The sequence below is a fragment of the Leptospira borgpetersenii serovar Javanica genome, from assembly GCF_003046425.1.
GTDB lineage: Bacteria > Spirochaetota > Leptospiria > Leptospirales > Leptospiraceae > Leptospira > Leptospira borgpetersenii.
This window is the reverse complement of the sequence record NZ_QAJG01000007.1, coordinates 65,001-87,500: the sequence shown is the minus strand read 5'-3', so window position 1 is coordinate 87,500 and position 22,500 is coordinate 65,001. Positions and strand designations below refer to the sequence as shown.

Genomic DNA, 22,500 nt, shown 5'->3' with positions numbered 1-22,500 from the left:
TTTTTAAAATTTCCGGATAAAGTGCTTCTCGCTTTTTCTCGGAAAGTTTTTTAGAATCCGTTAATCCTTTAAGAAGTTTGCCTTCCAGGATTTGGTGAAGCGTATTTTGAGAAAAAGAGACCAATGCAACAGAAAGAGGTCCTGCATAAGGACCTCTTCCGGCTTCGTCGATTCCACAAGGAATCGACTCCGAATAAAACCGGTATTCTTCCGGTTCAAAATGAGTAAAAAACGACTCCGGCAAAACCCGGCTTATTCTGCTTTTGATTTTACAGCAGTCTCTTGTTGCCTTTTTCTATCTTCACTTACAAGGGCTTTACTGCCTTTGAGTTCTTTGATGCGAGCCGCTTTTCCAGATAAGTTTCTCAGATAATAGAGTTTTGCTCTTCTTACTTTCCCTTTACGAATGAGTTCTATCTTGGCGATTCTTGGAGAAAATAAAGGAAAGATTCTTTCTACTCCGATATCGTAGGAAACTCTACGAACAGTGAAAGTTCTTCCGTTTGCTTCGTTTGCGATGGAAATTACGACACCTTCGTAAACTTGAACTCTTTCCTTTCCGGACTCAACAATTTTATAATGTACTTTAACAGTATCCCCTACCGCGAAATTTTGTTTTCTTTCAGCGTCCGAAGTTAATACTTTTCTTAAAAGTTGATTCATAATTTCCTCTCTTGATCGGGATCGATCTTTTTTCTATTTTGTTCCCTCCACGCTAAAATCGAAGCGTGATTGCCGCTAAGTAGCACTTCAGGAACTTTCCATCCATTGTATTCCGAGGGTTTCGTGAACTGCGGATATTCCAAAACGTTCGGATAATTATGAGACTCATCCAGAAGGCTTTCCCCTGCCCCTAAAAAACCAGGCAGAAGCCTGGACACAGCATCTGCTATACAAATACTGGCTAAATCCCCGGCAGATATTACATAATTTCCAAGAGACATTTCCATGTCAACTAGATGTTCCGCAACACGGTGATCCACACCTTCGTAATAACCGGAAATGAATGTGAGAGGTTTTCCGGTTTCTTTTAATTTGTTGGCGATGTCTTGATGAAACGGAATTCCCGACGGAGAAGTTAAAATAACAATTCCTTTATTCTCTCCCAAAGATAAAAGTGCCTTGTGAATCGGTTCCACTCGAAGAAGCATCCCCGGTCCCCCTCCGTAAATCGTATCATCCACTCGATTGTGTTTGTTTCCCGAAAAATCCCTGAGTTGGATCGTGTTTATAGAAAATATCCCGGACTCAATCGCCTTTTGCTGCAGTCCTTGCGAGAAATAAGATTGGATCTTTTCAGGAAAAAGTGTGATGAAATTAAACTTCATTCCAAAGCTCCGGTTGTATCAATACGATCGTCTTTTTTTCCAGATTCAGTTCCCCCACAAAAACATGCAAAAAAGGAATGAGAATTTCCTCCTCTTCTGATTTCGAAAAGACAAGAATCGGATGTGCCGGATTCTCTTGTATATCCGTCAGTTTCCAATTTAGGCTCTTTCCGAATTCATCGATCGCTTGTAAACCTATAAGATCTCTGACATAAAATTCGTCCTTAGTTTCGATTTTCGGAAGAAGGTTTTGAGGCAGAAAAAGAATTCCTCCAACCCACTTTTCTGCTTCTTCGGGAGTGGCGATTCCTTCAAAACGAACAACAAACTTTCCGTTATGTGGACGGATTTCTAAGAGAATAATTTCTGTTTCGGGGAAATTGGGATCGGATTTACCCAGTTTTAATCGAACTGGAAGTTTAACCTTCGTAAGAATGGAATCCCGAACGTTGAAACGAAGCCATCCTTTGATTCCAAAGGGTTTGCCCAATTGACCGAGGGAAATCCACCCTTCAGTCAATGATCTCTAGAGAGAAGTTTTTTCCTGCTTTTACGGAAGCTGCAGTAAGAATCGCACGCAGGGACTTTGCAATACGGCCGTTTTTACCAATGACTTTTCCCACATCCTTCGGGGAAACGCGGAGCTCGATGATATTTTGTTCCTCTCCTTCAATCTCTCGAATTACAATTTCTTCTGGAAATTCAACGAGAGAAGCAACAATGTACTTCAGTAATTCTTCCATTACTTTTTAAGAGCGGTTTTATATTCTGCCCAGATTCCTGCGCTCTTAAACAGGTTCAGAACGGTTTCAGTCGGTCGAGCCCCATTTTTTAGCCAGGTAAGAATTTTTTCCTTATGAAAGGTAGTCTGTTCTTTAATCTGAGCCGGGTGGTAATGACCTACGATATCCACAAATTTTCCGTCTCTAGGTGCTCTACTATCGGCTGCGACAATTCTATAATGAGGGTCGTGTTTGGTTCCAGTTCTTTGTAATCTAAGCTTTACCAAGGGATGTTTTCCTTTTAAGTCATTCTACTGCTTCGAATCATAGACACCCGAAATAAAGAATGCATAATTCTTACCAATATTGGTTAGTTTGTCCCTCTGTCAAGAAAACATCCTGTAAGAATCAAGATGAAACGAACTCAAATACAATCCGGAATAGAAATGCAAGAGACGTAAAACTTTCAAAAGATTTCTTTAGAGGTTGAAAAATTTCCGATTGAATGAGTCGCTACTACTTTGCTAAGGATTTTAGGTTTCTCGCATTATCCATAGGTTTTCCTGTCTTATAAAGACCAGCTCCGACGACTACGATATCCACTCCATTCTTCTTTAACTCCTGGATATTGGTATCGTTGACCCCTCCGTCCACTTCAAGTTCGATCGGTCTAGTATGGATCAACTCTTTCGCTTTTCGGATTTTTTCCATTCCATTTACGATGAATTTTTGTCCGTAAAAACCCGGTTCGACCGTCATCAAAAGTATCAGGTCCACATAAGGAAGAACATTCTCTAAAGTGGAAACCGAAGTCCCCGGGTTTAGTGAAACTCCCACTTTTGTTCCATGACTTTTGATTTCCTGAGCAAGTCGCACTGGGAAGTCAGTGGTTTCAATGTGAAATGTGATACAATAAGGATTCAGTTCATAATATTTAGGAACGTGATTTTCCGGTTTGGAAACCATCAGATGTACGTCCAATGGAATGGTTGTAAGGGCCTTAACTTCTTTACTGAGCGCTTCTCCGAAACTGATCTGAGGAACAAAGTTTCCGTCCATCACGTCCATGTGCATCAAGTCGATCGCATTCGGATCGTAGTAAGGAACGGTTTCTCCTAGTTCAGTCAGCTTTGTCGCTAGAATGGATGCGGATATTTTCAAAGCTCGCTCTCGTAGGATTTGGATTTTACTTTTGAATCAGACGTATCCAAGAGAGTCAGCTTTACGTTTTCTTTCCGATAAAATACGGTCTGAAATTTTTCGCCGTCCTTAAGAGCGATCGGAAGAGTCAACACATCCGGCTCTTCCTGATTGGGAATTTCGAGAACCGCTTTGTAGTCCCCATCATCTCCGACTTCGTAAGAAAACATTTCGTAACCGCTTTCAATTGCAAGTTCGGGTTCGAAGTAATAAACCTTAAAACGAACCTCGTCCCCTTCTAATCTTGCCGATTGAACAAGTCCGTTTTCCGAACGAACTCGGGTGTTTACGATTTCTTCCACTCTGCTCTTGATTCCCGAACGAGTTAAACTTTTTTGAACGAGCGGAAAGGACGCACCTTGGAAAGAGACAGGAGAAAACTCTTCTTTAGTCTTGGATGGAACCTTGGTTACGAGTAAGAACACTTTTTCTCTTGCGGAAGTATTCTTTCCCGGTTCCGGAATTTGATCGATGATCGTATTCGGAAGTTGATCCGCTTGCGGTTCAATGTAAGTAATTCCGCCGATTTGCATTTCGACATACGTTTCTCCGGAAAGAACTTTTTGAAGATTTGCTTTTGCGGAATCAATGGACTGGCCTCTTACGTCAGGGACGATCAAACGATCGAGTCCCGTATTTACGGTTAGAACAATCTTGCTTCCAGCTTCGATTTCTCTTCCAGGACGAATGGATTGATAAAGAATGATTCCGTCTGTCTTATCCGGATAACGTTTGTTTTCCAGACGTACTTTCAATTGAAGACGGCCTAATTCGTTGTGAACTTCTGGATAGGATTTTCCAATCAGATCCGGAACGATTATCTTGACCGTATTTTTGGTTCTTATGAATACGATTAGGAAAGCTGCGCTAAAAAATAAAAGGAGACCGACCGCTAAGAATAAGATGTAACCTCCGATCGGAAGATACTTTTCTTTGATTTGTTCCTGATTCACCCGAATGTTTCCCCTTCCTGGATTCTGAAACCGTTGAGAAAATCGGATGCAGACATCCTGTTTTTATTTTCCGGTTGTAATTCCAGAATTTCCAGAAATCTACCATCACCACACTGCGTAAGAAGGCCTTTTTTGTCCAACCGTTTCAACTTGCCAGGTTCCGGATTCGATTCGATAGACAAAGAAGAGAGTTTTGTTTTTAAAATGCCTATTCTTTTTTCGCGAAACCGAGTTGTTGCAATCGCATTTGGGTATAAGGCTCGGATTCGATTGTGCAGTTCCTCCGCCCCGAGAGACCAATCTAAAATTCTATCTTCCGATTTGATTTTTCCGCAATACGTCGCTTTAGCGTGATTTTGAGGAATGGCAGGAAACGGTTTTCCATCATATGCCTTCAATAATCGAAGAATCGATTCGATTCCTGCATCTGTGATTTTATTCATCAAGGTTTCCGTATTATCCTCCGGGATGATGTCGATCTTCTGAGATAAAAGAATATCACCTTCGTCCATTTTCTCCCCGATGTATTGAATCGTGATCCCGGATGCACTGTAACCTTTCCAAAGTGCGGTTTGAACGGGGGAAGCTCCACGCAGATCCGGCAACAAAGATCCGTGCAAGTTGATGGAAGACAAAGGCGGACACTCATATACTTCCTTGGGAAGAATGGATCCATAGGCGAAGACCACATAGAGATCCGCAGGAAAAGAGCCGAAGTCAGAAAGGGCTTTTTCTTTTTCCCTTTTAATAGATTCGTATTGAAATACGGGAATATGATGTTCAAGCGCGGTTTTTTTTACCGGACCGGCTTCGGTTTTTTTATTCCTCCCTTTCGGACGATCAGGATTGGTAACGACAAACAAAACTTCAGCAAGTGTAGAATCGATCAGAGCTTTTAAAAGTTTTGCGGAATGTTCTGGAGTTCCAAAGTATCCGATTTTCATGTTACACCAGATCCAAAGGATCGAAATCAATTTCTAAATACACTTTTTTCGAAAGTTTCAGAGGACGAACTTCTTTTTTAAAAATTTCCCTCCAATTGCCCGGAGAAGTGGTTTTGAGAATGATATGATTCCTGAAATTGGAATCGATTCTATAAAAAGGACAAGGCGCAGGTCCGAGTAAAACCGTATCTTTGGAAGGAAAAAATTTTTTGAGAACTCCAAATACGAGTTCGATCGTTTCAAGAGAAATCCGTTCGTCTTTGGATCTGGAAACGATACGGACAAGCCTGGAAAACGGAGGATAAAAAAGTTCTTTTCTTACCGGAATTTCAGATTCATAAAATTGAATATAGTTTTGACTTGTCGCCATTTGAATCACAGGGTGATTGGGAGCGTTCGTTTCGATCAAAACTTCCCCTTTGAGTTTCGATCTCCCCGCCCTTCCGGCCACCTGAGTCAAAAGGGAAAAAACTCTTTCGTTGGCCCTAAAGTCCGGAAGTCCAAGACCGATCCCTGCGTTCAAAACCCCCACTAGAGTCACTTGCGAAGCGTCGAGCCCTTTTGCAATCATCTGTGTCCCGGTGAGAATATCGATTTCTCCCCCAAGTAATCGGGCGATCACTTCGTTTAACAAACTCCTGTCTTGGATGGAATCCTGGTCCAAACGTTCCACTCTCGCTTGGGGAAACGCTTCTAAAAGATTCTCTTCCAATTTCTGGGTTCCCGTTCCTTTCAGTGTAAATCGCTCCCCCATTCTTTTTTCCAAGGAATCCAGATTTTCGGTATGTCCGCAAAGGTGACAAACCGCAGTCCCTTTTTTATGATAACAAAGATTTGTAGTACAATTTGGACAAGGAACATAGGAAGAAGTCGAAGAAGAGTGGATTAAAGGACTATACCCCCTCCTGTTCAAAAGAAGAATCACCTGTTCTTTTTTATCCAGTCTTCGTTTGATCTCGAAAGAAAGTTCGGAACTGATAACGTTAGACTCCTTTTTATTTTCCACGATACGCACCGTTGGGGGTAAAACCCCTTCCGGTCTTTTGGTGAGAGTGTGCAGATAAATTCTTTTTTCCTTGGCGAGATGATAGATTTCCAAAGAGGGGGTCGCGGTTCCCATCACAAGAACCGCGTTGTTGGTTTTACATCTCTGCATCGCAACCTGACGTGCGTGATATCTTGGACTTGAATGTTCCTTAAACGAAGAATCATGATCTTCGTCGATGATGACAAGGCCGAGGTTTGAAACCGGAGCAAAGACTGCGCTTCTCGTTCCGACCGCGACTCTTTTTTTACCGCTTAAAAGTTCGTTGTATGCCTTGAACTTCTCGGAGATCTTGAGTGCGGAATGAAGTACAGCTAGTTGTCCCGGAAAGATAAGCTCCAACTTCCGGATAATATGAAACGTTAAACTGATTTCAGGCACGAGTAGAATCACGGAACGATTCGGAGTTTCAAGCGCTTTTTGAATCAGATGGATATACACTTCCGTTTTTCCCGAACCTGTGATTCCGAATAGAAGATGAACCGCAGTTTGCCCGAAAGTGGAAAGTATATTTTGAGTTGCGACTTCCTGTTCTTCGTTTAACGTTACGGGTTTACCTTCTGAATCCGAAGGAAATACTTCAAGTTTAACCTGTCTTCTTCCCGCGGGAATCATCTTGTAGATACACTCTCCGAGAGAAGCGATGTATTGATCCTTCATCCAATACGCAAGATCAATTTGTTCCCCGAGGACAATAGGGACTTTATCTATAATTTTTACCACCGGTAAAACCTTATAATTCGGTTCGTTTTGGTGAATCGATACGATAATTCCTTCTTCTTCCCTGTTTCTGAGTTTTGCTAAAACGCGGACTCCGATTGGGGTGTTCTGCGGAACTTCGTACGTGAAGGTATCTTCTTCGACCGGAAGATCAAACGCAACTTCGGCGTAATAAATCAAAGTATATCCTTGAGTTTGTTTTGGAAAAGAGAGAGTTGAGAAAGGATACTTTCCTTAACCGAGATCTCCTCTTTTTTGATCGTCTCAAATTCAAAAGAATCCTTAGCTCCCTTGAAATTTTTACGCTTGGTTTCGATTGCCGCAATCGCTTCGGGAGATCTGAGAACGATCATCGGCACCCCTGGAAGAAAGTCTAATGTTCTTCCCATCATCTCAAGGGCTTTTTCTTTTCCATAGACCGCGATCGCGCTCGTTCCCAAAAGAATAATTCCTTTGATTTTTTCGGAATCGATCGTTTCTTTGACTTGAACTTCGCACTTTTCGGTTCTGATCTTCCAGTCTTCTGCATTCGACTTGGAATGAGCGAAAATACAAGCCGGATATTCTTGATAATAAAATTCTCTATGGTTGAATCCGAATTGTTTCTGAATCATTCTCCCGAAAAGTTCTTCGGCTTCTTTAGTTCTAAAAATTTGATCCGGAGAGGTTTTGGAAAATGCAGGCTTCCCAGGGACGATTTCTCCCGTATAATGAAGTACTAATATAGGTTTCCGTCCTTTGATTATAAAATTACGGACTGCACTGATCCGTTCAGAACAAAGTTTACATACGAAATTTCTCTCCGCCGTTTTGGCGACTCTTCGAACCTGGATTCCAGTCGCTTCCAATTCAAGATCGTGAGATTGAGAAGAAGGAAGCCAGATCTCTTCTTTCCAAATGAGTTCCGTAGTTTCCGGAGGTTGTTCTCCCGAAAATCGTAGGACCGGAATCTGCTTTTTTTGAATCAAAAAACGGAGATCCCCCAGAATTCTTCCGAGTTCGGAGAGAATCTTTTTATCCATCCGTGTACTGATCCGAAGAAATGTTAAGCGACTTCATCTTTCTGTATAAATGAGAACGTTCTATTCCGAGAACTCGGGAGGTTCTAGTCACGTTGCCTTCGTTAGTCTGTAACGTCTTTATAATATACTGCCTTTCAAATTCTTCCTTCGCTTTTCGAAAATCTCCTAACTCCACCATTTCATTTGCTGTTTTGAAACCTTTCAGTGCATCTCTCGCGTCGTTTGCGGCAATCGTGGGGGCCACCGTCATAATACAAAGCCTTTCCATAACGTTTTTCAATTCCCGAATATTTCCCGGCCAAAAATGATTTTGAAGAATGGAAATCGCCTCGGATTCAATTTTCTTCGGAGGTAGGTTGTTTTCTTCCAAGGTTTTAGATATGTAATAGTCCACTAACAACGGGATATCGGAGGTTCTTTCCCGAAGAGGTGGAATTGTAATCGGAATCACGTTCAATCGATAATATAAGTCTTCTCTAAACTTTCCTTCTCGAATCGCCTCTTCCACCGGGATGTTGGTCGCGGCAATAATCCTAACATCCACCGTGATCGTCTCCGTGCTTCCCAATTTTTCAAATCTTTGTTCCTGGAGAATTCGTAAAACCTTTGCCTGCGTCGACAAGGACATGTCGCAAATTTCGTCGAGAAACAGGGTTCCTCCGTTGGCAGCTTCAAATTTTCCGATCCTGGAATCGGTCGCCCCCGTAAAAGCTCCTTTTGCAAACCCGAACAATTCGGACTCGATAAGCTCTTCCGGAATTGCGGCACAGTTCATTTCGACAAAAGGTAAGTCTTTGCGTTTAGAATTTTTGAATATGGTTCTTGCTACGAGTTCCTTTCCGGTCCCGTTCTCTCCGTATATAAAAACTCGAGCGTTTGTAGAAGCGGCCTGAGCAATCGCAAACTTTACTTTTTGAATCGCGGGAGAGTTTCCTAGAATTTCATCATATTCTAATTTAATAGAGGAATATTTTTCCTCCGGTTTGATTACATTTTCGATCGCCTGGAGAACTTTTTCAATGGAAAGAGGTTTTTCCAAAAAATCAACGGCTCCTTTTTTGGTAGCCGAGACTGCGATTTCGATCGTTCCATGTCCGGAAATCATAAGCACAGGAAGAGTCGGATAAAGTTTTTTGCATTCATCCAAAACGACGATTCCGTCTTCCTTGCCTAACCATACATCTAAGAGAATCAAAGAAGGTCTTTCATTTTTGAGCTGTTTGAGTAAGGTTTTGCCTGTGGAAAAAGTTTCCACTTCGAAATTTTCGTCTTCTAAAATTTCCTTCAGAGATTTTCTAATTTCGGGTTCGTCATCGACGATAAAAATTTTCATGATCGGTTACGATACGGGAAGTTCAACTTGAAAACGACACCCACCCATACGAGAAGAATCTACAGAAATATGACCATTGTGGTCAATCACACTTTTTTGAACGATCGCTAAACCAATTCCGGAAGTATTACTATTTTTGGTCGAGTAATACGGTTCAAAAACTTTTTGTTTCAGTTCCGCCGAAATTCCGATTCCATTATCTTCGATTGAAATCACTGCAACTCTTCTCATGATCTTTCTTGTCATAGAAGCGGAGATCAAAATCAATCCCATATAATCGGATAATTCCTCCTTTTCCCGTTTTCTTTCGATGGCTTCCATGGAATTTTTAATAAGGTTGGTGAGAATCCTCAGAATGACTTTTTGATCCAAAAATAATTGAGGAAAACCCTTTGAAATACTTGTTGTGATTTTGATTTGCGGAGTATGTTCGAAAAGTTTTACAGCCTCAAGAATGATCGGTTCCAGGTTCTGATTGATTAGTTTCGGAGTAGGCATACGAGCAAAATCTGAAAATTCGTTCACGAGGTGCTCCAATACACGAACCTGTTTGATGATCGTATCAGTGCCGGTTGAAACGATTTCGTAGAATTGTTCCTTATTTTCCGATTTCATTTTTCTACGAATTCTCTCCGCGGAAAGTTGAATCGGAGTTAGAGGATTCTTGATTTCGTGCGCCATTCTCTGCGCGACTTCCTTCCATGCCGCAATTCTCTGGCTTTGCATAAGCTCCTCGTCTTTCGATTTCAGATCCTTAACCATCTGATTAAAAGAGTCGATAAGAGCGCCAATCTCTCCGGCCTCTCGGATTTCGAGATTGATATCCGTATCTCCCATGGAAATCTTTTGAGTCGCATTTGCTAACTCTATGATCGGTCTGGAAATTTTTCTCGCAAAAAGAAGGGAAAAATAAATCGCAAGTAAAAAAATAGAAACCGTGATAATACTAAACGTTAGACGAATTCGGTATGGAAGTTTTTCCTTGGTTAGATCCGCGCGATCGTAATTCCTTCTTGTGGAAATCACGGAATATACGTTCCTCTCCTTTTCTTTATGGATTCTAATCCCTGTTTGAAGATTGTAATTTCCGGCGGGAAACGGAACTCGGATGAAATACATACAATAGTCCGGACGATAACTTGAAAATTCCCTCCAACTCGAATTTTTCGAGAAGGACTTGAAATTTTTTTCCAATGGCTTGTATTTCAAAACGCGATTTTCTAAAATCGGTTTTTCATTCTCGTAAATGCCTACGTAGAACTCGTCACTTTGAATCAGATTGAGTTTAGAAGCTCCTGCAACCAAGGATTCCAAGTTGAGGGGTTGTATTCTCAGAAAACTTTCCAAAAGACGCGTTTTTTCAACGAGTAATTTTTTTTTAGGTTTTTCTTCGTTTAAAATCAAGGTTTCACCGGACAAAAGCGCTTCTTCTATATCGATTCCGTAGAACCTTTCATAGAGTTTTCCGGTGACGTTGGAGGAGAGAAATAAAATCGGCAATAAAGGAAGAAGTGCGACGAAGATAAACGATAACGTTAGACGATATCTAATGGAACTCTTTAGTCTGCCCGTCTCTAAATTACGTTTATTCCTATAAAAATAAGAGATAAGAAGCGAAAGAGAAAAAAGCGGAATAAAAAAGAAGATATAAGCCACAATTCTGTCTAAGAACCCTATATCGTCCGATATGGAGTTTTGATCCGAAAACTGAAACGTTTCAGCAAGAATCACGGAAAGCAAAATGTTCAAACCTAAGACAAGTAAATCCCTTAGATAATATCTAGTTTCATCGTTCATGGATTTGAATTTGTTAAACGAAATCGTTGTTTACGATATTACTGAGAGCCTCCAAGGCTTCGTCTTCCTTTTCGCCTTCGACCTGAATTTTAAATTCATTTCCGGGCGCAAGAGCGAGCATCATGAGTCCCATGATACTTTTTCCGTTTACGACAACCTCGTCTTTGACGACCGTGATTTCGCAAGGAAACTTGGACGCACAGTTTACAAATACGGACGCGGGTCTTGCATGCATCCCGGTACCGTTTTCATTAATTTTAAGGAGAATTTCTTTCAACTTTACCCTGCTGTAGATAATTACTCAGCTTTTGATTGAATTCTTGCGCCGCATTTTTACCCAGTTTACGCAGACGTTGGTTCATGGCGGCGGTTTCCACGATGATCGGTATATTTCTTCCTGGCTTGACCGGAACTCGAATAAGAGGAATCTGAACACCCAAAAGCTCTTCCGTGGGATTTTCAAGTCCCGTTCTGTCGAAATCCTTATCTTCGGTCCATTCCTCTAAACGGATGATAAGTTCTATAAGTTTATGGTCTCTTACCGAGCCGATCCCGAAGATATCTTTAATATTCAAAATCCCTAATCCACGAATTTCCATATGATGTCTCAGAAGATCAGAACAGGTTCCAATGAGATAACTTTCCGAAAGTCTTCTGATCTCAACCATATCGTCCGCGACAAGCCGGTGTCCTCTTTCTATAAGTTCGAGAGCGGTTTCGCTTTTACCTACTCCACTTTTTCCGGAAAGAAGAATTCCAATCCCGAAAACTTCGATCAAAACTCCGTGTCTCATGGTCCTTGGCGCGAGACTACGATCCAAAATCCCGGAAATAAGAGTGATGAATTTATGAGTGGAAACGTCTGAAATCATTAGAGGAATTGCGAGTCTTTCGCAGTTTTCCGTAAAAATAGGAGGAGGCATGTTTCCGTGTGTGAAGATGATACAATTGAGATGAAAGCTGAAAAAATCCGCGGCTATGTTTTTTAAATCTTCCGGAATTCTGGAAGTGATGTAGGCCCACTCCCCCTTTCCAAAAATCTGGATCCGATCATGCGCAAAACTTTCGTAAAACCCGGTAAGAGAAAGTCCGGGTCGATTGATCTCGGACATATTGATTCGATTGGTAAGTCCTTTTTCTCCCGCGAGCAAACGTAAACCTAACTCCTCGTGTTCATTGAGAAGATTAGAAACGTTGATTCCTGGCATTGACATGGATTATCTGGACTCCAGAGATTTGACTTTTTTTCTTTGGCTGGAAGGAAGAATTTTTAAGATCTTTCTGTACTTGGCAACCGTTCTTCTTGCGATTTCGATTCCTTGTTTCCCGATCGCTTCCACGATTTCCTGATCGGACAAAGGACGATCGGATTGTTCCTCTTTGACGAGATTTCGAATAAGATCGTGAATTTTTTTAGAAGATTCGATCCCACCTTCGGAAGAACGAACTCCGGAGGAAAAAAACCACTTTAATTCCATGATTCCTCTGGAAGTTTGAACGTATTTGTTGGAAGTGATTCTGGAAATAGTGGACTCGTGCATCTCCAATTTTTCGGCAATGTCTTTGAGAGTCAGAGGTTTTATATATTGGATCCCTTTTTGAAAAAACTCGGTTTGCATTTCTATAATTGCGGAAGTGACCTTAAACAAGGTTTGCCTTCTTTGATTTACGGAACGGATGAGCCATTCGGCCGAACCGAGTTTAGACGTGATGTATTCTTTATCCGACTCTTTTGCGTTCTTTAGAATATTCTTATATTCTTTATTGATCTTAAGGCGGGGTATCCATTCATCGTTGATGTATATATCAAATTCCCCCTCCACTTCTCTCACGATCACATCAGGGATCACGTAATCCGGTTTGTTTGGAGTGTAAAGAGTAGCGGGATAAGGTTCCAATTTTTTGATTTCAGATGCGAGGGACTCCACAGTTTCCAGAGAAATTTCCATCTTTTTGGAAATCGACTTATAATCCAGTTTCTCTAGATCTTTGATATGATCTCGAATGAGAGTATGAAGCTTTTGATCTTCCGGTTTTACGATCTGTGCTTGGATAAGAAGAGTTTCCTGGACATTCTTAGTTCCGATTCCGATCGGATCCAATCTCTGAATCTGATCCAAGATTTTACGCACTTTTTTTTTGTTCAGTTTCATCTCTTTGCAGAGATCTGAGATCGGAATCGTGATAAATCCGTGATCATCAAGCATGGAAATTAACATTTCTCCGATGGAAATTTCCTCCGGCTTTAAACTAGAAAGCCTGAGTTGCCAAAGAAGGTGTTCCGACAAGGAACTTCTTTCAGGAGAAGATTCGATGTATTTCTGATTTCGATCGGAAGCATCCGAACCGAAACTACCTGCTTTGTCCAAGGAAAAATGATCTTGCCAGGTCACGTCCGAATTTTTGAGAAAGTCGTTCTTCTCTTTTCTTCTTAGGTCGTCTCGGCTATAGAGATCGGGAGTTTTGTTTCTTTCGGAAACATACTCTTCCTCAAGCATCGGATTTTCCACAAGTTCGGAGTTGATTCGATCTGAAAGTTCCAAAGTGGACAAGGGTAAAAGTTCTATGGACTGTCTTAAATCCTGGGTCATCACCAGTTTTTGAGTTTGTTTTTGAACCAGCGACTGACTAAGATTCACAGTGTAAAATCCTCGCCCAAATAGATTCTTCTCGTCTCCGGATCGTTTACAAGATCGTTAGTGGAACCGGAAATCAAAATTCTTCCGCTATACATAATATATGCACGATCCGTAATCTTCAAAGTTTCACGGACGTTATGATCCGTAATGAGAATTCCAAGTCCTCTTTCTTTCAAAGACCCGATCACGGTCTGAATGTCTTTCACTGCGATCGGATCCACACCCGCAAACGGCTCGTCCAAAAGAATGAAGTCCGGATTGGTGACAAGTGCTCTTGCAATCTCACAACGCCTCCTTTCCCCACCCGAAAGAGTATAACCTTTTTGATTAGCGACTCTCATTATCTGAAGCTCGATCAAAAGTTCGTCTCTTCGTTTTATAATCTCGGTTCTGGAAAGATTCATCGTTTCCAAAATCGCTTCCAGATTTTCCGCAACGGTCAACTTGCGAAAGATGGAGGCTTCCTGTGCGAGGTAGCCGACTCCGAGTCTAGCACGGATATGCATCGGAGATTCGGTAACATCTTGTCCGTCTATGTAGACCTTACCGGAATCCGGTTTTACGAAACCCACCGACATATAAAAAGAAGTCGTCTTACCGGCTCCGTTCGGACCTAATAGTCCGACCACTTCCCCTTTTTTGATATTGAAGCTGGCTCCGTCTACGACCTTTCTTTTGTTGTAGACCTTGATAAGGTTATCCATTCGAAAGGTTTTACTCATATACTCAGATCACTTTCCGGGATCGATTCCGTCGGTTAAAAGGGTTCGACCTTCTCTTGGAAAGAATATTATCCTTCCTGCATGAATGTCTCTGCCGTTTTTTCTTAGAATCGGATTTCCCTCAAGAAATACTTTTTCCTCTTTTTCAAAATACGTGGCATATTCTCCCGTTGCGGAAGAATCCTTTCCCTCTATGAGAACATTTCCTCGGATTACGATTTCATTCTTATCCATAAACCGCTCAAACTCGACTGCGGTCATTGTACTCGTGATCTCGTCTGTTTTTTTATCTAAAAAATCAATTTTTCCGGAATCAGTCAAATGAATGTACTGGTCGTTTTCAAAGTAGTCAAGGACATTCCCAGAGAGGATCAATGCGTTTTCTCGATCGTGAACCGTAATTTGATTTCTGGCTTCTATCTTAGAGGAATTTTTCCCATAACTGACTAACTTTTCCGCATTCATTTTCAAATTACCGCGATAGATAGTTGCGTCTCCATACAGACCAACTCTCGTCTCTCCGCTTTCATCCTTGTCGCTTACAAGTTGATCTCCTTTGAAGATTGCAACTTTTGTGACTTCTTTTTTGATTTTTTCCTCCGTATTTAAAGGACCTTTTCCGCCTTTATTATCTACGACTTCTTTCTCCGTATAATTCTGAAAGAGAATACTTTCTCCTGCTAATTCCACTTTATTGATATTCGTATAGAATGTGAGCTGTTTTCCGGTGAGATAACGATCTTTTGCAATGAGAATCGGATCCGGATCCGTCACGATCTTATCCGAATCCTCTTCGAACAAGGCCTGTTTACAGAGAATGGTAATTTGTGGATGAGCGATAATTACGTTTTCCTTCAAAAGGGTCGTCTTCTTAGCGAGATTTCTTTCGATGAACGTTGCGGAAATGACGGTTTTAACCCCGCTTTTGTCCGTGTGGAAAAGTCTGGGACGATTTTTAATAGTAACCTTTTCTTCAAGCTTATCGTATTCACCCGTTCCCGCGCGAAGAGTCACACCGTTATCACCGTCTTGAACGACTACCCCACCTCGTAAAAAACCTTTGAATGCGTCCTTACCGTAAATCTCTATTTGGTTCGCGGAAAGTTTCACCTTTTTGTGTTGAATCCAAGCGCCTCCATCTAAGATAAAGACCGTAATTTTCAAACCGGAAACGGCCTTGTCCTCTTGGGTCAGTGAAGAGCCTCCCCAAAAAGTCGGGAAATTCGAAGTCGCATCCTTTTTTTCCGGATTTTCCGGAAAAACGTTCACGAATTTTCTGTCTGCGGTTTCGCTTCCTACCAGAAGCGGAGGCTTTACGTTTCCATAATATGGAAAAAACGTAATACAAATGCATAGGAAAGCGAGAAATTTGCGAATCATAGGGAGCCAGCCGCTTTCAACGGATTGGTACCTCCCTGTGTAATCGCACTCGGTTTTAGGATAGTGAACTTATTTAAATCCTTATCCGCTCTGAGCCCGATTCCACGGATTGTGGTTCCGTCCGCGCTTACGGTTACTTCCGAATCGGACACCAACTTTTTCGTATCCATGTTGTATTCCATCGCCTTGGCAACGAGAGTTTTATTGTCGTCGGTTCTCAGAAAAACCTTACCTTCCAGGAACATCAATCTTGTCTTATGATTGATTTCACCTTTTTCGGCTAAAAGTTTGGATTTGAACTTTCCACCTTCATACTGGTCGAAATCAATATTGTAGAATATTGTTTTATTCTCATTTACATAGACGTAGGATTCTTCCGCTCTTAACTCCCACTGAAGCTGACCGCTTACGTCGTACGCTTTTCTTTTAAAGTTCCGAATCGAAATAGAAGAGCCACTTTCTTTTTCCTTTTCAACCCGTTCGTAATTTACCTTCTTACAATAATAAAATGTTAATATGAAAAAGGCGCAAACAACCGGAAGAAAAAAAATCCGATTGTTAATCCTGTTTTTCATGACAGATCCGATTACGATTCGCTTCTGGAAACGAGAATCTCTTTTTTGACATAACGATCTAGACCGATCATTTCTTTTAAAAGATCTTTAATCCGGGAGAGAGGATACTGAGTCGTCGCATCCGAAAGAGCCTTTTGAGGATCGGGATGTACTTCCATAAAAACTCCTTCTATCCCGAGGGAAACCGCGGAGCGAAGAATGCTCGGAATAAATTCCCTTTGCCCTCCCGTGCTATTTCCGGCTGCTCCGGGAAGTTGTGCGGAATGAGTCGCATCGAATATAAGAGGAATATCGAATCCGTGAATGATCGGAATCGCTCTTCCGTCAAAGATCAAGTTACCGTAACCGAAAGAAGTACCTCTTTCGGTCACAAGCAACTTGTCATTCCCCGATTCCTTCATCTTTACCGCGATATGCCTCGTATCGGAAGGAGCGAGGAATTGTCCCTTTTTTACGTTCACCCATCTTCCGGTTTTGGCCGACTCGGCTATGAGATCGGTCTGTCTGCACAGAAAAGCGGGGATCTGATAGATATCGATCACGTCTTTTAAAGGAGCGATCTGATGTGTTTCGTGAATATCCGTAAGAACAGGAACATTGTATTTGTTTTTGATATATTCTAAATTTTGAATGCCTTCCGTAAGCCCCGGTCCGCGATAAGAGTTTACGGAAGAACGATTCGCCTTATCGAAGCTACTTTTGAAAACATAAGAAATTTTTAATTCGTCGCAGATTTCGATCATCTCTGCACAAACACGGTCCAGAAGATCCCGATTCTCCATCACACAGGGACCGGCGATCAAAAAGAAAGGTTCGTCTCCTCCAATCTTACTTCCGTTTAGAAAATCTCTTTTAGTACAGGTATTGTCTCTCATGATGATCCTTTCTTTGAGTATTTCACGGCCGCACGGATAAATCCAGCAAATAAGGGATGAGGCTTTGTAGGTCTGGATTGAAATTCGGGATGAAACTGAACCCCTACAAACCAATTGTGTTTCGGAATTTCCACGATCTCTACGAGACTGTCGTCCGGAGAAGTACCCGAAATCACCATTCCGTTTTCTTCGTATTGCTTTCTATAACGGTTGGTGAATTCGAATCTATGCCTATGACGTTCGTGGACGAGTGTCGATTTGTATTCAGAATACGAAAGAGTATCTTTTTTAATTTTACAAGGATAAGAACCGAGCCTCATCGTTGCGCCCATCTGTTCAATATCGTTTTGTTCTTCCAAAAGCGATATCACCGGATATTCCGTGTCCGGCCTGATTTCGGTTGAATTGGCGTCTTTGAGTTTCAAAACGTTTCTTCCATATTCTACGACGGCACATTGCATTCCAAGACAGATTCCGAAAAAAGGAATTCCATTCGTTCTTGCATACTCGATCGCGAGAATTTTTCCTTCGATTCCACGATCTCCGAAGCCACCCGGGACTAAAACCCCGTGAACGTTCTTCAAAGAACTTTGGACATTGTCTTTATTTAAATTTTCAGGATCGATTTTGACGAATTCCACTTTGGTATCGTAAGCGATTCCGCCATGGGAAAGACTTTCATAGATGGAACGATATGCGTCTTGTAAAGAAATGTATTTTCCTACAATCGCTACTTGAACGGTTTGTTTTGTGGCGAGTAGTCTCCTTATCATCTTATCCCATTCAGAAAAATTGGATTCCCTAAGTTCCATTCCCATCGTTTTGAGAACTACTTCGTCTAACTTTTCTTCCTTATACATTTTAGGAATTTCATAGATGGATGTGGATATATCACTCGCAGAGATTACGTTTTCTTCTTTTACGTTACAAAAAAGAGATAGTTTGTTCTTCATCTCTTTCGTCATGGGCTGAGAAACCCTACACACTAGGATATCCGGTTGAATTCCAAGCCCGAGTAATTCTTTGACCGAATGTTGTGTCGGTTTTGTCTTCGCTTCCCCGGCAGCGGTAATCGTTGGAACCAAAGTAAGATGCACGAATAACACGTTCGAACTTCCGTGTTCGTAACGTATCTGGCGAATCGCTTCTAAGAACGGAATCGATTCGATGTCGCCCACGGTTCCACCGATCTCCACGATGATAAAATCTGGATTTTCCTCTCTGGCGACGATGTACATCCGATTTCGGATTTCATTCGTAATATGAGGAACTACCTGAACTGTACGACCCAGGTAATCCCCCTTCCTTTCTCTTTGAATGACCGTATTATAAATTTGACCGGTGGATACAGAATTTTTGCGGGACAGTTTGGAATGAGTGAAACGTTCGTAGTAACCGAGATCCAAATCGGTTTCCGCTCCATCTGCGGTTACGTAAACTTCTCCATGTTGATAGGGACTCATGGTTCCCGGGTCGATATTGATATAAGGGTCCATTTTCTGGAGAGAGACCGTGTATCCTCTACTTTCCAATAAACAACCCAGAGCCGCAACTGTGACCCCTTTTCCAAGTGAGGAACTCACCCCTCCCGTGACAAAGATAAACTTAGTTCTCGACAACTTGTACTCCCGCCTTTTAAGAACAGAGTTTTTTAGTGTTTCTTGAAATTCAAACCGGAATTTCCAAGAATTCTGTCTCTAAAAAAATGGGACGATACGTTTTAGAGTTTCAGGATTTTCTCGATTAGAAGCGAAGTGGATTTTCCGGGTACGAAAGGTAATATTTCGACTTTTCCGCCGAATTCGCGGACGATAGACGTTTCAGGCAAATCTTCTACCTTATAATCCCCCCCTTTTACGTGAATCGCAGGTTTGATGAGACGGATCAGTTCGAGCGGTGTTTCCTGAGAAAAAATAGTCACCGCGTCCACAAATCTTAGATTGGAAAGAAGAATCGCTCGGTCGTCTTCAGGGACCACCGGTCTTTGTTCTCCTTTCAGACGTCTTACGGAAGAATCCGCATTGAGCCCTATCCAGAGAAAATCCCCGAGTTCTCGAGCCTGGGAAAGATACGTAATGTGACCCCTGTGGATCAAATCGAAACATCCATTGGTGAAAACAATCCTTCGATTTTCTCGAATTCGGTTCGCAAAAATCGCTACGTTTTCCCAAGGAACAATACGGGTCTTCAAATCCATCTTTACTTTTGAAAACTTCCCATAGATTGCAAAGAAAGATCCAATTCTTCGGAAGTCACGGTTTCCGCTCCTAATTTTGCAATTACAACTCCCGCCGCAGCGTTTGCTACCACGCTTGCATCCAACTCGCTAAGACCCGCTGCATAATAGGCTGTATAAGCACTGATGACTGTATCCCCCGCTCCGGTTACGTCAAAGACTTCTCTCGCTGCGGTTGGAATATGATAGATTTCTTTTTGAGAAGAAAGATATAAACTCATTCCCTTTTCTCCTCTTGTGATCATTAAAGAAAAACAGGAAAGTTTTTCGGAAATTTCCCGTGCTGCGTTTAAGATTTCGGAATCGTTTTCCAATTTTCTTCCGATCGCTCTACCCGCTTCGTGGTGATTCGGAGTGAGGATACTTACACCTTGATACAGAAAAAAATGACTCACCTGGGGATCCACTGTCACGATCTTTTTTTTATCCGAACAAATTTTAGATACTTCCCGGATGATTCTCGGTGTTAAGGTTCCTTTATCATAATCGGAAAGAATTACCGCGTCTACGAAGTCGATTCTTTCCAAAAATGCTTCAAGTAGTAGTTCTTCTTCTTTTTGATTGATCGGTTTTAGTTCTTCCTTATCGATTCGACAAACTTGCTGGTGTCCCGCGATCACCCTTGTTTTTAAAATCGTCGGTATCTCCTCAGATTCGATCAGAAAATTTTGGCTTTCATCCGTATTCTCATTCGCGAGAAGTTTAGAAAGACTTTTCGCTTTTTCATCGTTTCCGACTCTTCCAAGAACGATAGACTTTACACCTAAACTTGATAAGTTCTTCACTACGTTTCCGGCTCCGCCTAATGTGATCTTCTCCTTACGAACCCAAACGACTGGGACGGGAGCTTCCGGAGAAATTCGATTCACTTCTCCGATGAGATACTCGTCCAAAATGAAATCTCCGATCACGATGATCTTTAAATCTTTGAGACGCGTGGTTGAGGTCAGAAAACGATCTCTATTCAAATAGTACAAATTCTACCGATCCTTGGGATTTTGATTTACGGTTTCTCTCTAAGCAGTTATAGTAGCCTTCCCGTGTCAATCATTACTGTCCCAATCTTTCCACTGCCGGAAATCATTTTATTCCCCGGGACATACTTACCTCTCCATATTTTTGAACCTAGATACAGATTGATGCTCGACTATTGTATGGAATCGAATGAAGAATTGGCCATAGCTCCCATCCTTCCTACAAAATCAAAAAATCTTTCCAAACATCCTGAAATCGAAACCGTATTCGGTTGGGGAAAGATTATCCGAAGAGATCCCCTTCCCGATGGAAGATCCAATATTCTTCTGGAAGGAAAGGGAATCGCTAAACTGATCGATTACGAAACGGTGGAACCGTTCCGGGTAGCGAAAATCGAAAAGATAGAACCGGACTTTGAATATTTAAAAGACGAAAATTTTAAGAAGACTTTCGAAAGACTTTTGTTTCTGACGAAAAGAATTCTTCTCTCTGAGGGTGCAGGAGAAGACTTGATTCTTAGAATGAATGAACTCGTGACTCATCCTTTCCCAATCGACTTTATTGCTTCCATTCTCAACTTCGAATTTTCTAAAAAACAAGAAATCCTTGTGGACCCGAATCCTATGGAGAAAGCGAAGATTTTGATGGAAATTGTAGAAGAACTCAATTTGAGAGAATGAAAAATTCAGATTCCAAGGTATTTTTTTATTATCCATGACGGACGGCATAAGGATTCAGAATTTCAAAGCCAAACCTATCCTTTATCAATCGAAATACAATTCAGAACCCTTCAAATCATTTCTTTATCATCTTTATATTTCTTTGGAACATTTGAAAACTCATACGTGATATTGCGGAGTCAAAAAAGTATTCTTTGAATTCCTGCTCATTAAGAGATAATAGAAAATCCGAATTCCTTTTAAAATACGATCGAACTTTAAATTCTTCTACATTCGTTCGGATCCCTTTTTTACTGGCTTTTACACGATTCCAAGGACAAACATCCTGACAAATATCACAGCCCGCAAGCCAGCCATGTGTATCGGAAATTTTTTCCGAAGGATCTTCCAACGTATGATGAGAAATACACTTTCCCGCGTCGATTTGATAAGGTTTTAAAGCGCCAGTAGGACATGCATCTATACAAGCAGTGCACGTGCCACAACGATCTTTGACTTGGATTTGAGTCGTATAAATCGGCAAATCAGTGAGAATGATAGTGATAAAAAAAAAGGATCCAAAGTCCGGATGAATAAGATTCGTGTTCTTCGCCTTCCAACCGAGTCCGGCCATTCTAGCGAGAACCTTTTCCGGTACCGGCAAAGAATCCACTCCTTGCCTGAAATGATGATTCGGGTATTTTTGTTTTAATTGTTGTAGGAGCGGTTTTGCAAGTCTTCTTAAAACCCTATGATAATCTTCACCAATGGCATATCTTGAAAACCGATAGGACATTGTTAATGCGACATCGTCGTAATCAGGATCGTTGTAGATCGTTCCGAGCGCGATTACGGATCGAGGTTCAAAACCGAGATTCTTAAAATCCAAACGAAGATCCATGTTTTTCGGATACCATTCCATCTTCCCATGTTTTCCTTCCTGAACCCAAGTAAGAATGTTTTCTTTGTCTTCTTGTGGAATTTTTGCGTCGCAAATTCCATACAAATCAAAACCAGAGTTTTTAATCAAAGTTTTGAACTCGGAAATTATTTCTTTACTTTCGATCATGAATTTGATAAATACTTAGTATGCAAAAAGAATTATCCGAAAGAATCAAATTTCCCAAAACCGATCTTGAATTGATCCCTGATCGATCCCCTCTCTCGTATTCGGATGTAATTGCAGCGATTCGTCTAACCCTTTTACCTAAGGACAAACTTGCAAAACAAATTGTATTTGCTTCCATCCTTGGTGCATTAAAAGGTTTTAACGAAAGGGATTTAAAACCTTTTTATATAAATCATAAATATATTTTTTCCGAACTACGCTCCGAAGTTTTAAAAACAATAGAGGTTACGGATTCAATCGATACGA

At 41.4% G+C, this 22,500-nt stretch carries 26 protein-coding genes (2 of these 26 running past the window's edge); 2 read left to right on the top strand and 24 right to left on the bottom strand.

Going from position 1 to position 22,500, the window contains the following annotated elements:
- From CLV95_RS07405 to rfaE1, 23 genes are all read right to left on the bottom strand, one after another.
- On the bottom strand, nt 1–244 hold the beginning of the coding sequence (locus CLV95_RS07405) for a ribonuclease HII (RefSeq protein ID WP_002728468.1). The gene continues 428 nt to the left of window position 1, outside the view; 244 of the gene's 672 nt are visible here — the first part of the coding sequence; it begins with the start codon at nt 242–244; its stop codon lies off the left edge, out of view.
- An 8-nt stretch (nt 245–252) separates the two neighbouring features.
- Entirely contained in the window at nt 253–663 is a 411-nt protein-coding gene (rplS, locus tag CLV95_RS07400; RefSeq protein ID WP_002728553.1) for a 50S ribosomal protein L19, read from the bottom strand.
- Entirely contained in the window at nt 660–1,328 is a 669-nt protein-coding gene (gene trmD / locus CLV95_RS07395) for a tRNA (guanosine(37)-N1)-methyltransferase TrmD (protein ID WP_002735861.1), read from the bottom strand. The genes rplS and trmD overlap by 4 nt, the downstream gene beginning before the upstream one ends.
- A complete protein-coding gene (gene rimM, locus CLV95_RS07390) occupies nt 1,318–1,848 on the bottom strand; it encodes a ribosome maturation factor RimM (protein WP_016749567.1) in 531 nt (176 codons plus the stop codon). The genes trmD and rimM overlap by 11 nt, the downstream gene beginning before the upstream one ends.
- Entirely contained in the window at nt 1,841–2,071 is a 231-nt protein-coding gene (locus CLV95_RS07385) for a KH domain-containing protein (RefSeq protein WP_000391865.1), read from the bottom strand. Before CLV95_RS07385 ends, rimM begins: the two co-directional genes overlap by 8 nt.
- Entirely contained in the window at nt 2,071–2,337 is a 267-nt protein-coding gene (gene rpsP / locus CLV95_RS07380) for a 30S ribosomal protein S16 (RefSeq protein ID WP_002735842.1), read from the bottom strand. The genes CLV95_RS07385 and rpsP overlap by 1 nt, the downstream gene beginning before the upstream one ends.
- A gap of 229 nt (nt 2,338–2,566) precedes the next feature.
- Nucleotides 2,567–3,211 (bottom strand): ribulose-phosphate 3-epimerase, encoded by a 645-nt coding sequence (gene rpe / locus CLV95_RS07375; RefSeq protein ID WP_002735741.1) that lies wholly within the window; start codon nt 3,209–3,211, stop codon nt 2,567–2,569.
- On the bottom strand, nt 3,208–4,203 hold the full coding sequence (locus tag CLV95_RS07370) for a PASTA domain-containing protein (RefSeq protein ID WP_002735704.1): 996 nt from the start codon (nt 4,201–4,203) through the stop codon (nt 3,208–3,210). The genes rpe and CLV95_RS07370 overlap by 4 nt, the downstream gene beginning before the upstream one ends.
- Nucleotides 4,200–5,147 carry a methionyl-tRNA formyltransferase gene (gene fmt / locus CLV95_RS07365; protein WP_002728407.1) on the bottom strand — a complete coding sequence of 316 codons (948 nt, stop codon included), beginning with the start codon at nt 5,145–5,147 and terminating at the stop codon, nt 4,200–4,202. Before fmt ends, CLV95_RS07370 begins: the two co-directional genes overlap by 4 nt.
- A gap of 1 nt (nt 5,148) precedes the next feature.
- Nucleotides 5,149–7,092, bottom strand: coding sequence for a replication restart helicase PriA (gene priA, locus CLV95_RS07360; protein ID WP_002735794.1), 1,944 nt, complete (start codon nt 7,090–7,092; stop codon nt 5,149–5,151).
- Nucleotides 7,089–7,934 (bottom strand): hypothetical protein, encoded by an 846-nt coding sequence (locus CLV95_RS07355; protein WP_002735700.1) that lies wholly within the window; start codon nt 7,932–7,934, stop codon nt 7,089–7,091. The genes priA and CLV95_RS07355 overlap by 4 nt, the downstream gene beginning before the upstream one ends.
- Nucleotides 7,927–9,267: a sigma-54-dependent transcriptional regulator gene (locus tag CLV95_RS07350; RefSeq protein ID WP_002728439.1), complete on the bottom strand. Its 1,341-nt coding sequence runs from the start codon at nt 9,265–9,267 to the stop codon at nt 7,927–7,929. The genes CLV95_RS07355 and CLV95_RS07350 overlap by 8 nt, the downstream gene beginning before the upstream one ends.
- A 6-nt stretch (nt 9,268–9,273) precedes the next feature.
- Nucleotides 9,274–11,064 carry an LIC_11548 family sensor histidine kinase gene (locus CLV95_RS07345; RefSeq protein ID WP_002728560.1) on the bottom strand — a complete coding sequence of 597 codons (1,791 nt, stop codon included), beginning with the start codon at nt 11,062–11,064 and terminating at the stop codon, nt 9,274–9,276.
- A 13-nt stretch (nt 11,065–11,077) separates the two neighbouring features.
- A complete protein-coding gene (locus tag CLV95_RS07340) occupies nt 11,078–11,341 on the bottom strand; it encodes an HPr family phosphocarrier protein (protein WP_010579011.1) in 264 nt (87 codons plus the stop codon).
- On the bottom strand, nt 11,322–12,278 hold the full coding sequence (gene hprK, locus CLV95_RS07335; protein WP_002728395.1) for an HPr(Ser) kinase/phosphatase: 957 nt from the start codon (nt 12,276–12,278) through the stop codon (nt 11,322–11,324). Before hprK ends, CLV95_RS07340 begins: the two co-directional genes overlap by 20 nt.
- A gap of 3 nt (nt 12,279–12,281) precedes the next feature.
- Nucleotides 12,282–13,703 (bottom strand): RNA polymerase factor sigma-54, encoded by a 1,422-nt coding sequence (rpoN, locus tag CLV95_RS07330; RefSeq protein WP_107694902.1) that lies wholly within the window; start codon nt 13,701–13,703, stop codon nt 12,282–12,284.
- Nucleotides 13,700–14,425 (bottom strand): LPS export ABC transporter ATP-binding protein, encoded by a 726-nt coding sequence (gene lptB, locus CLV95_RS07325; protein ID WP_002728388.1) that lies wholly within the window; start codon nt 14,423–14,425, stop codon nt 13,700–13,702. The genes rpoN and lptB overlap by 4 nt, the downstream gene beginning before the upstream one ends.
- 9 nt (nt 14,426–14,434) lie before the next feature.
- Nucleotides 14,435–15,805: an LptA/OstA family protein gene (locus tag CLV95_RS07320; RefSeq protein ID WP_002735816.1), complete on the bottom strand. Its 1,371-nt coding sequence runs from the start codon at nt 15,803–15,805 to the stop codon at nt 14,435–14,437.
- The gene (gene lptC, locus CLV95_RS07315) at nt 15,802–16,380 is read right to left on the bottom strand and encodes an LPS export ABC transporter periplasmic protein LptC (RefSeq protein ID WP_002735760.1); all 579 of its coding nucleotides are present in this window, start codon (nt 16,378–16,380) and stop codon (nt 15,802–15,804) included. Before lptC ends, CLV95_RS07320 begins: the two co-directional genes overlap by 4 nt.
- A gap of 11 nt (nt 16,381–16,391) precedes the next feature.
- Nucleotides 16,392–17,255 (bottom strand): 3-deoxy-8-phosphooctulonate synthase, encoded by an 864-nt coding sequence (gene kdsA, locus CLV95_RS07310; RefSeq protein WP_002728390.1) that lies wholly within the window; start codon nt 17,253–17,255, stop codon nt 16,392–16,394.
- Nucleotides 17,252–18,874 (bottom strand): CTP synthase, encoded by a 1,623-nt coding sequence (locus CLV95_RS07305; protein ID WP_002735692.1) that lies wholly within the window; start codon nt 18,872–18,874, stop codon nt 17,252–17,254. Before CLV95_RS07305 ends, kdsA begins: the two co-directional genes overlap by 4 nt.
- 101 nt (nt 18,875–18,975) lie before the next feature.
- On the bottom strand, nt 18,976–19,452 hold the full coding sequence (gene rfaE2 / locus CLV95_RS07300; RefSeq protein WP_002728534.1) for a D-glycero-beta-D-manno-heptose 1-phosphate adenylyltransferase: 477 nt from the start codon (nt 19,450–19,452) through the stop codon (nt 18,976–18,978).
- Between the two features lie 2 nt (nt 19,453–19,454).
- Entirely contained in the window at nt 19,455–20,468 is a 1,014-nt protein-coding gene (gene rfaE1 / locus CLV95_RS07295; RefSeq protein WP_002728536.1) for a D-glycero-beta-D-manno-heptose-7-phosphate kinase, read from the bottom strand.
- A 63-nt stretch (nt 20,469–20,531) separates the two neighbouring features.
- On the opposite strand from rfaE1, the gene CLV95_RS07290 reads away from it, so the two are divergent.
- Entirely contained in the window at nt 20,532–21,146 is a 615-nt protein-coding gene (locus CLV95_RS07290) for an LON peptidase substrate-binding domain-containing protein (RefSeq protein ID WP_078313304.1), read from the top strand.
- A gap of 115 nt (nt 21,147–21,261) precedes the next feature.
- Here CLV95_RS07290 and queG read toward each other — a convergent pair whose 3' ends face one another.
- Complete coding sequence (gene queG / locus CLV95_RS07285) at nt 21,262–22,194, bottom strand: tRNA epoxyqueuosine(34) reductase QueG (RefSeq protein WP_002728409.1); 933 nt, start codon at nt 22,192–22,194, stop codon at nt 21,262–21,264.
- Between the two features lie 20 nt (nt 22,195–22,214).
- Between queG and CLV95_RS07280 the strand changes: the two genes are divergently transcribed.
- Nucleotides 22,215–22,500 carry the 5' portion of an LIC_11502 family protein gene (locus CLV95_RS07280; RefSeq protein ID WP_002729886.1) on the top strand. The gene runs 107 nt beyond the window's last position, so only the first 286 of its 393 coding nucleotides appear in the window; it begins with the start codon at nt 22,215–22,217; its stop codon lies beyond the right edge, outside the window.

What these genes read in the sequence shown, in the direction of transcription:
- CLV95_RS07345 (WP_002728560.1), bottom strand. Translation starts at nt 11,064, where the DNA reads ATGAACGATGAAACTAGATATTATCTAAGGGATTTACTTGTCTTAGGT.
- rplS (WP_002728553.1), bottom strand. Translation starts at nt 663, where the DNA reads ATGAATCAACTTTTAAGAAAAGTATTAACTTCGGACGCTGAAAGAAAA.
- lptB (WP_002728388.1), bottom strand. Translation starts at nt 14,425, where the DNA reads ATGAGTAAAACCTTTCGAATGGATAACCTTATCAAGGTCTACAACAAA.
- hprK (WP_002728395.1), bottom strand. Translation starts at nt 12,278, where the DNA reads ATGTCAATGCCAGGAATCAACGTTTCTAATCTTCTCAATGAACACGAG.
- CLV95_RS07350 (WP_002728439.1), bottom strand. Translation starts at nt 9,267, where the DNA reads ATGAAAATTTTTATCGTCGATGACGAACCCGAAATTAGAAAATCTCTG.
- queG (WP_002728409.1), bottom strand. Translation starts at nt 22,194, where the DNA reads ATGATCGAAAGTAAAGAAATAATTTCCGAGTTCAAAACTTTGATTAAA.
- CLV95_RS07320 (WP_002735816.1), bottom strand. Translation starts at nt 15,805, where the DNA reads ATGATTCGCAAATTTCTCGCTTTCCTATGCATTTGTATTACGTTTTTT.
- CLV95_RS07355 (WP_002735700.1), bottom strand. Translation starts at nt 7,934, where the DNA reads ATGGATAAAAAGATTCTCTCCGAACTCGGAAGAATTCTGGGGGATCTC.
- kdsA (WP_002728390.1), bottom strand. Translation starts at nt 17,255, where the DNA reads ATGAGAGACAATACCTGTACTAAAAGAGATTTTCTAAACGGAAGTAAG.
- rfaE2 (WP_002728534.1), bottom strand. Translation starts at nt 19,452, where the DNA reads ATGGATTTGAAGACCCGTATTGTTCCTTGGGAAAACGTAGCGATTTTT.
- trmD (WP_002735861.1), bottom strand. Translation starts at nt 1,328, where the DNA reads ATGAAGTTTAATTTCATCACACTTTTTCCTGAAAAGATCCAATCTTAT.
- fmt (WP_002728407.1), bottom strand. Translation starts at nt 5,147, where the DNA reads ATGAAAATCGGATACTTTGGAACTCCAGAACATTCCGCAAAACTTTTA.
- CLV95_RS07385 (WP_000391865.1), bottom strand. Translation starts at nt 2,071, where the DNA reads ATGGAAGAATTACTGAAGTACATTGTTGCTTCTCTCGTTGAATTTCCA.
- lptC (WP_002735760.1), bottom strand. Translation starts at nt 16,380, where the DNA reads ATGAAAAACAGGATTAACAATCGGATTTTTTTTCTTCCGGTTGTTTGC.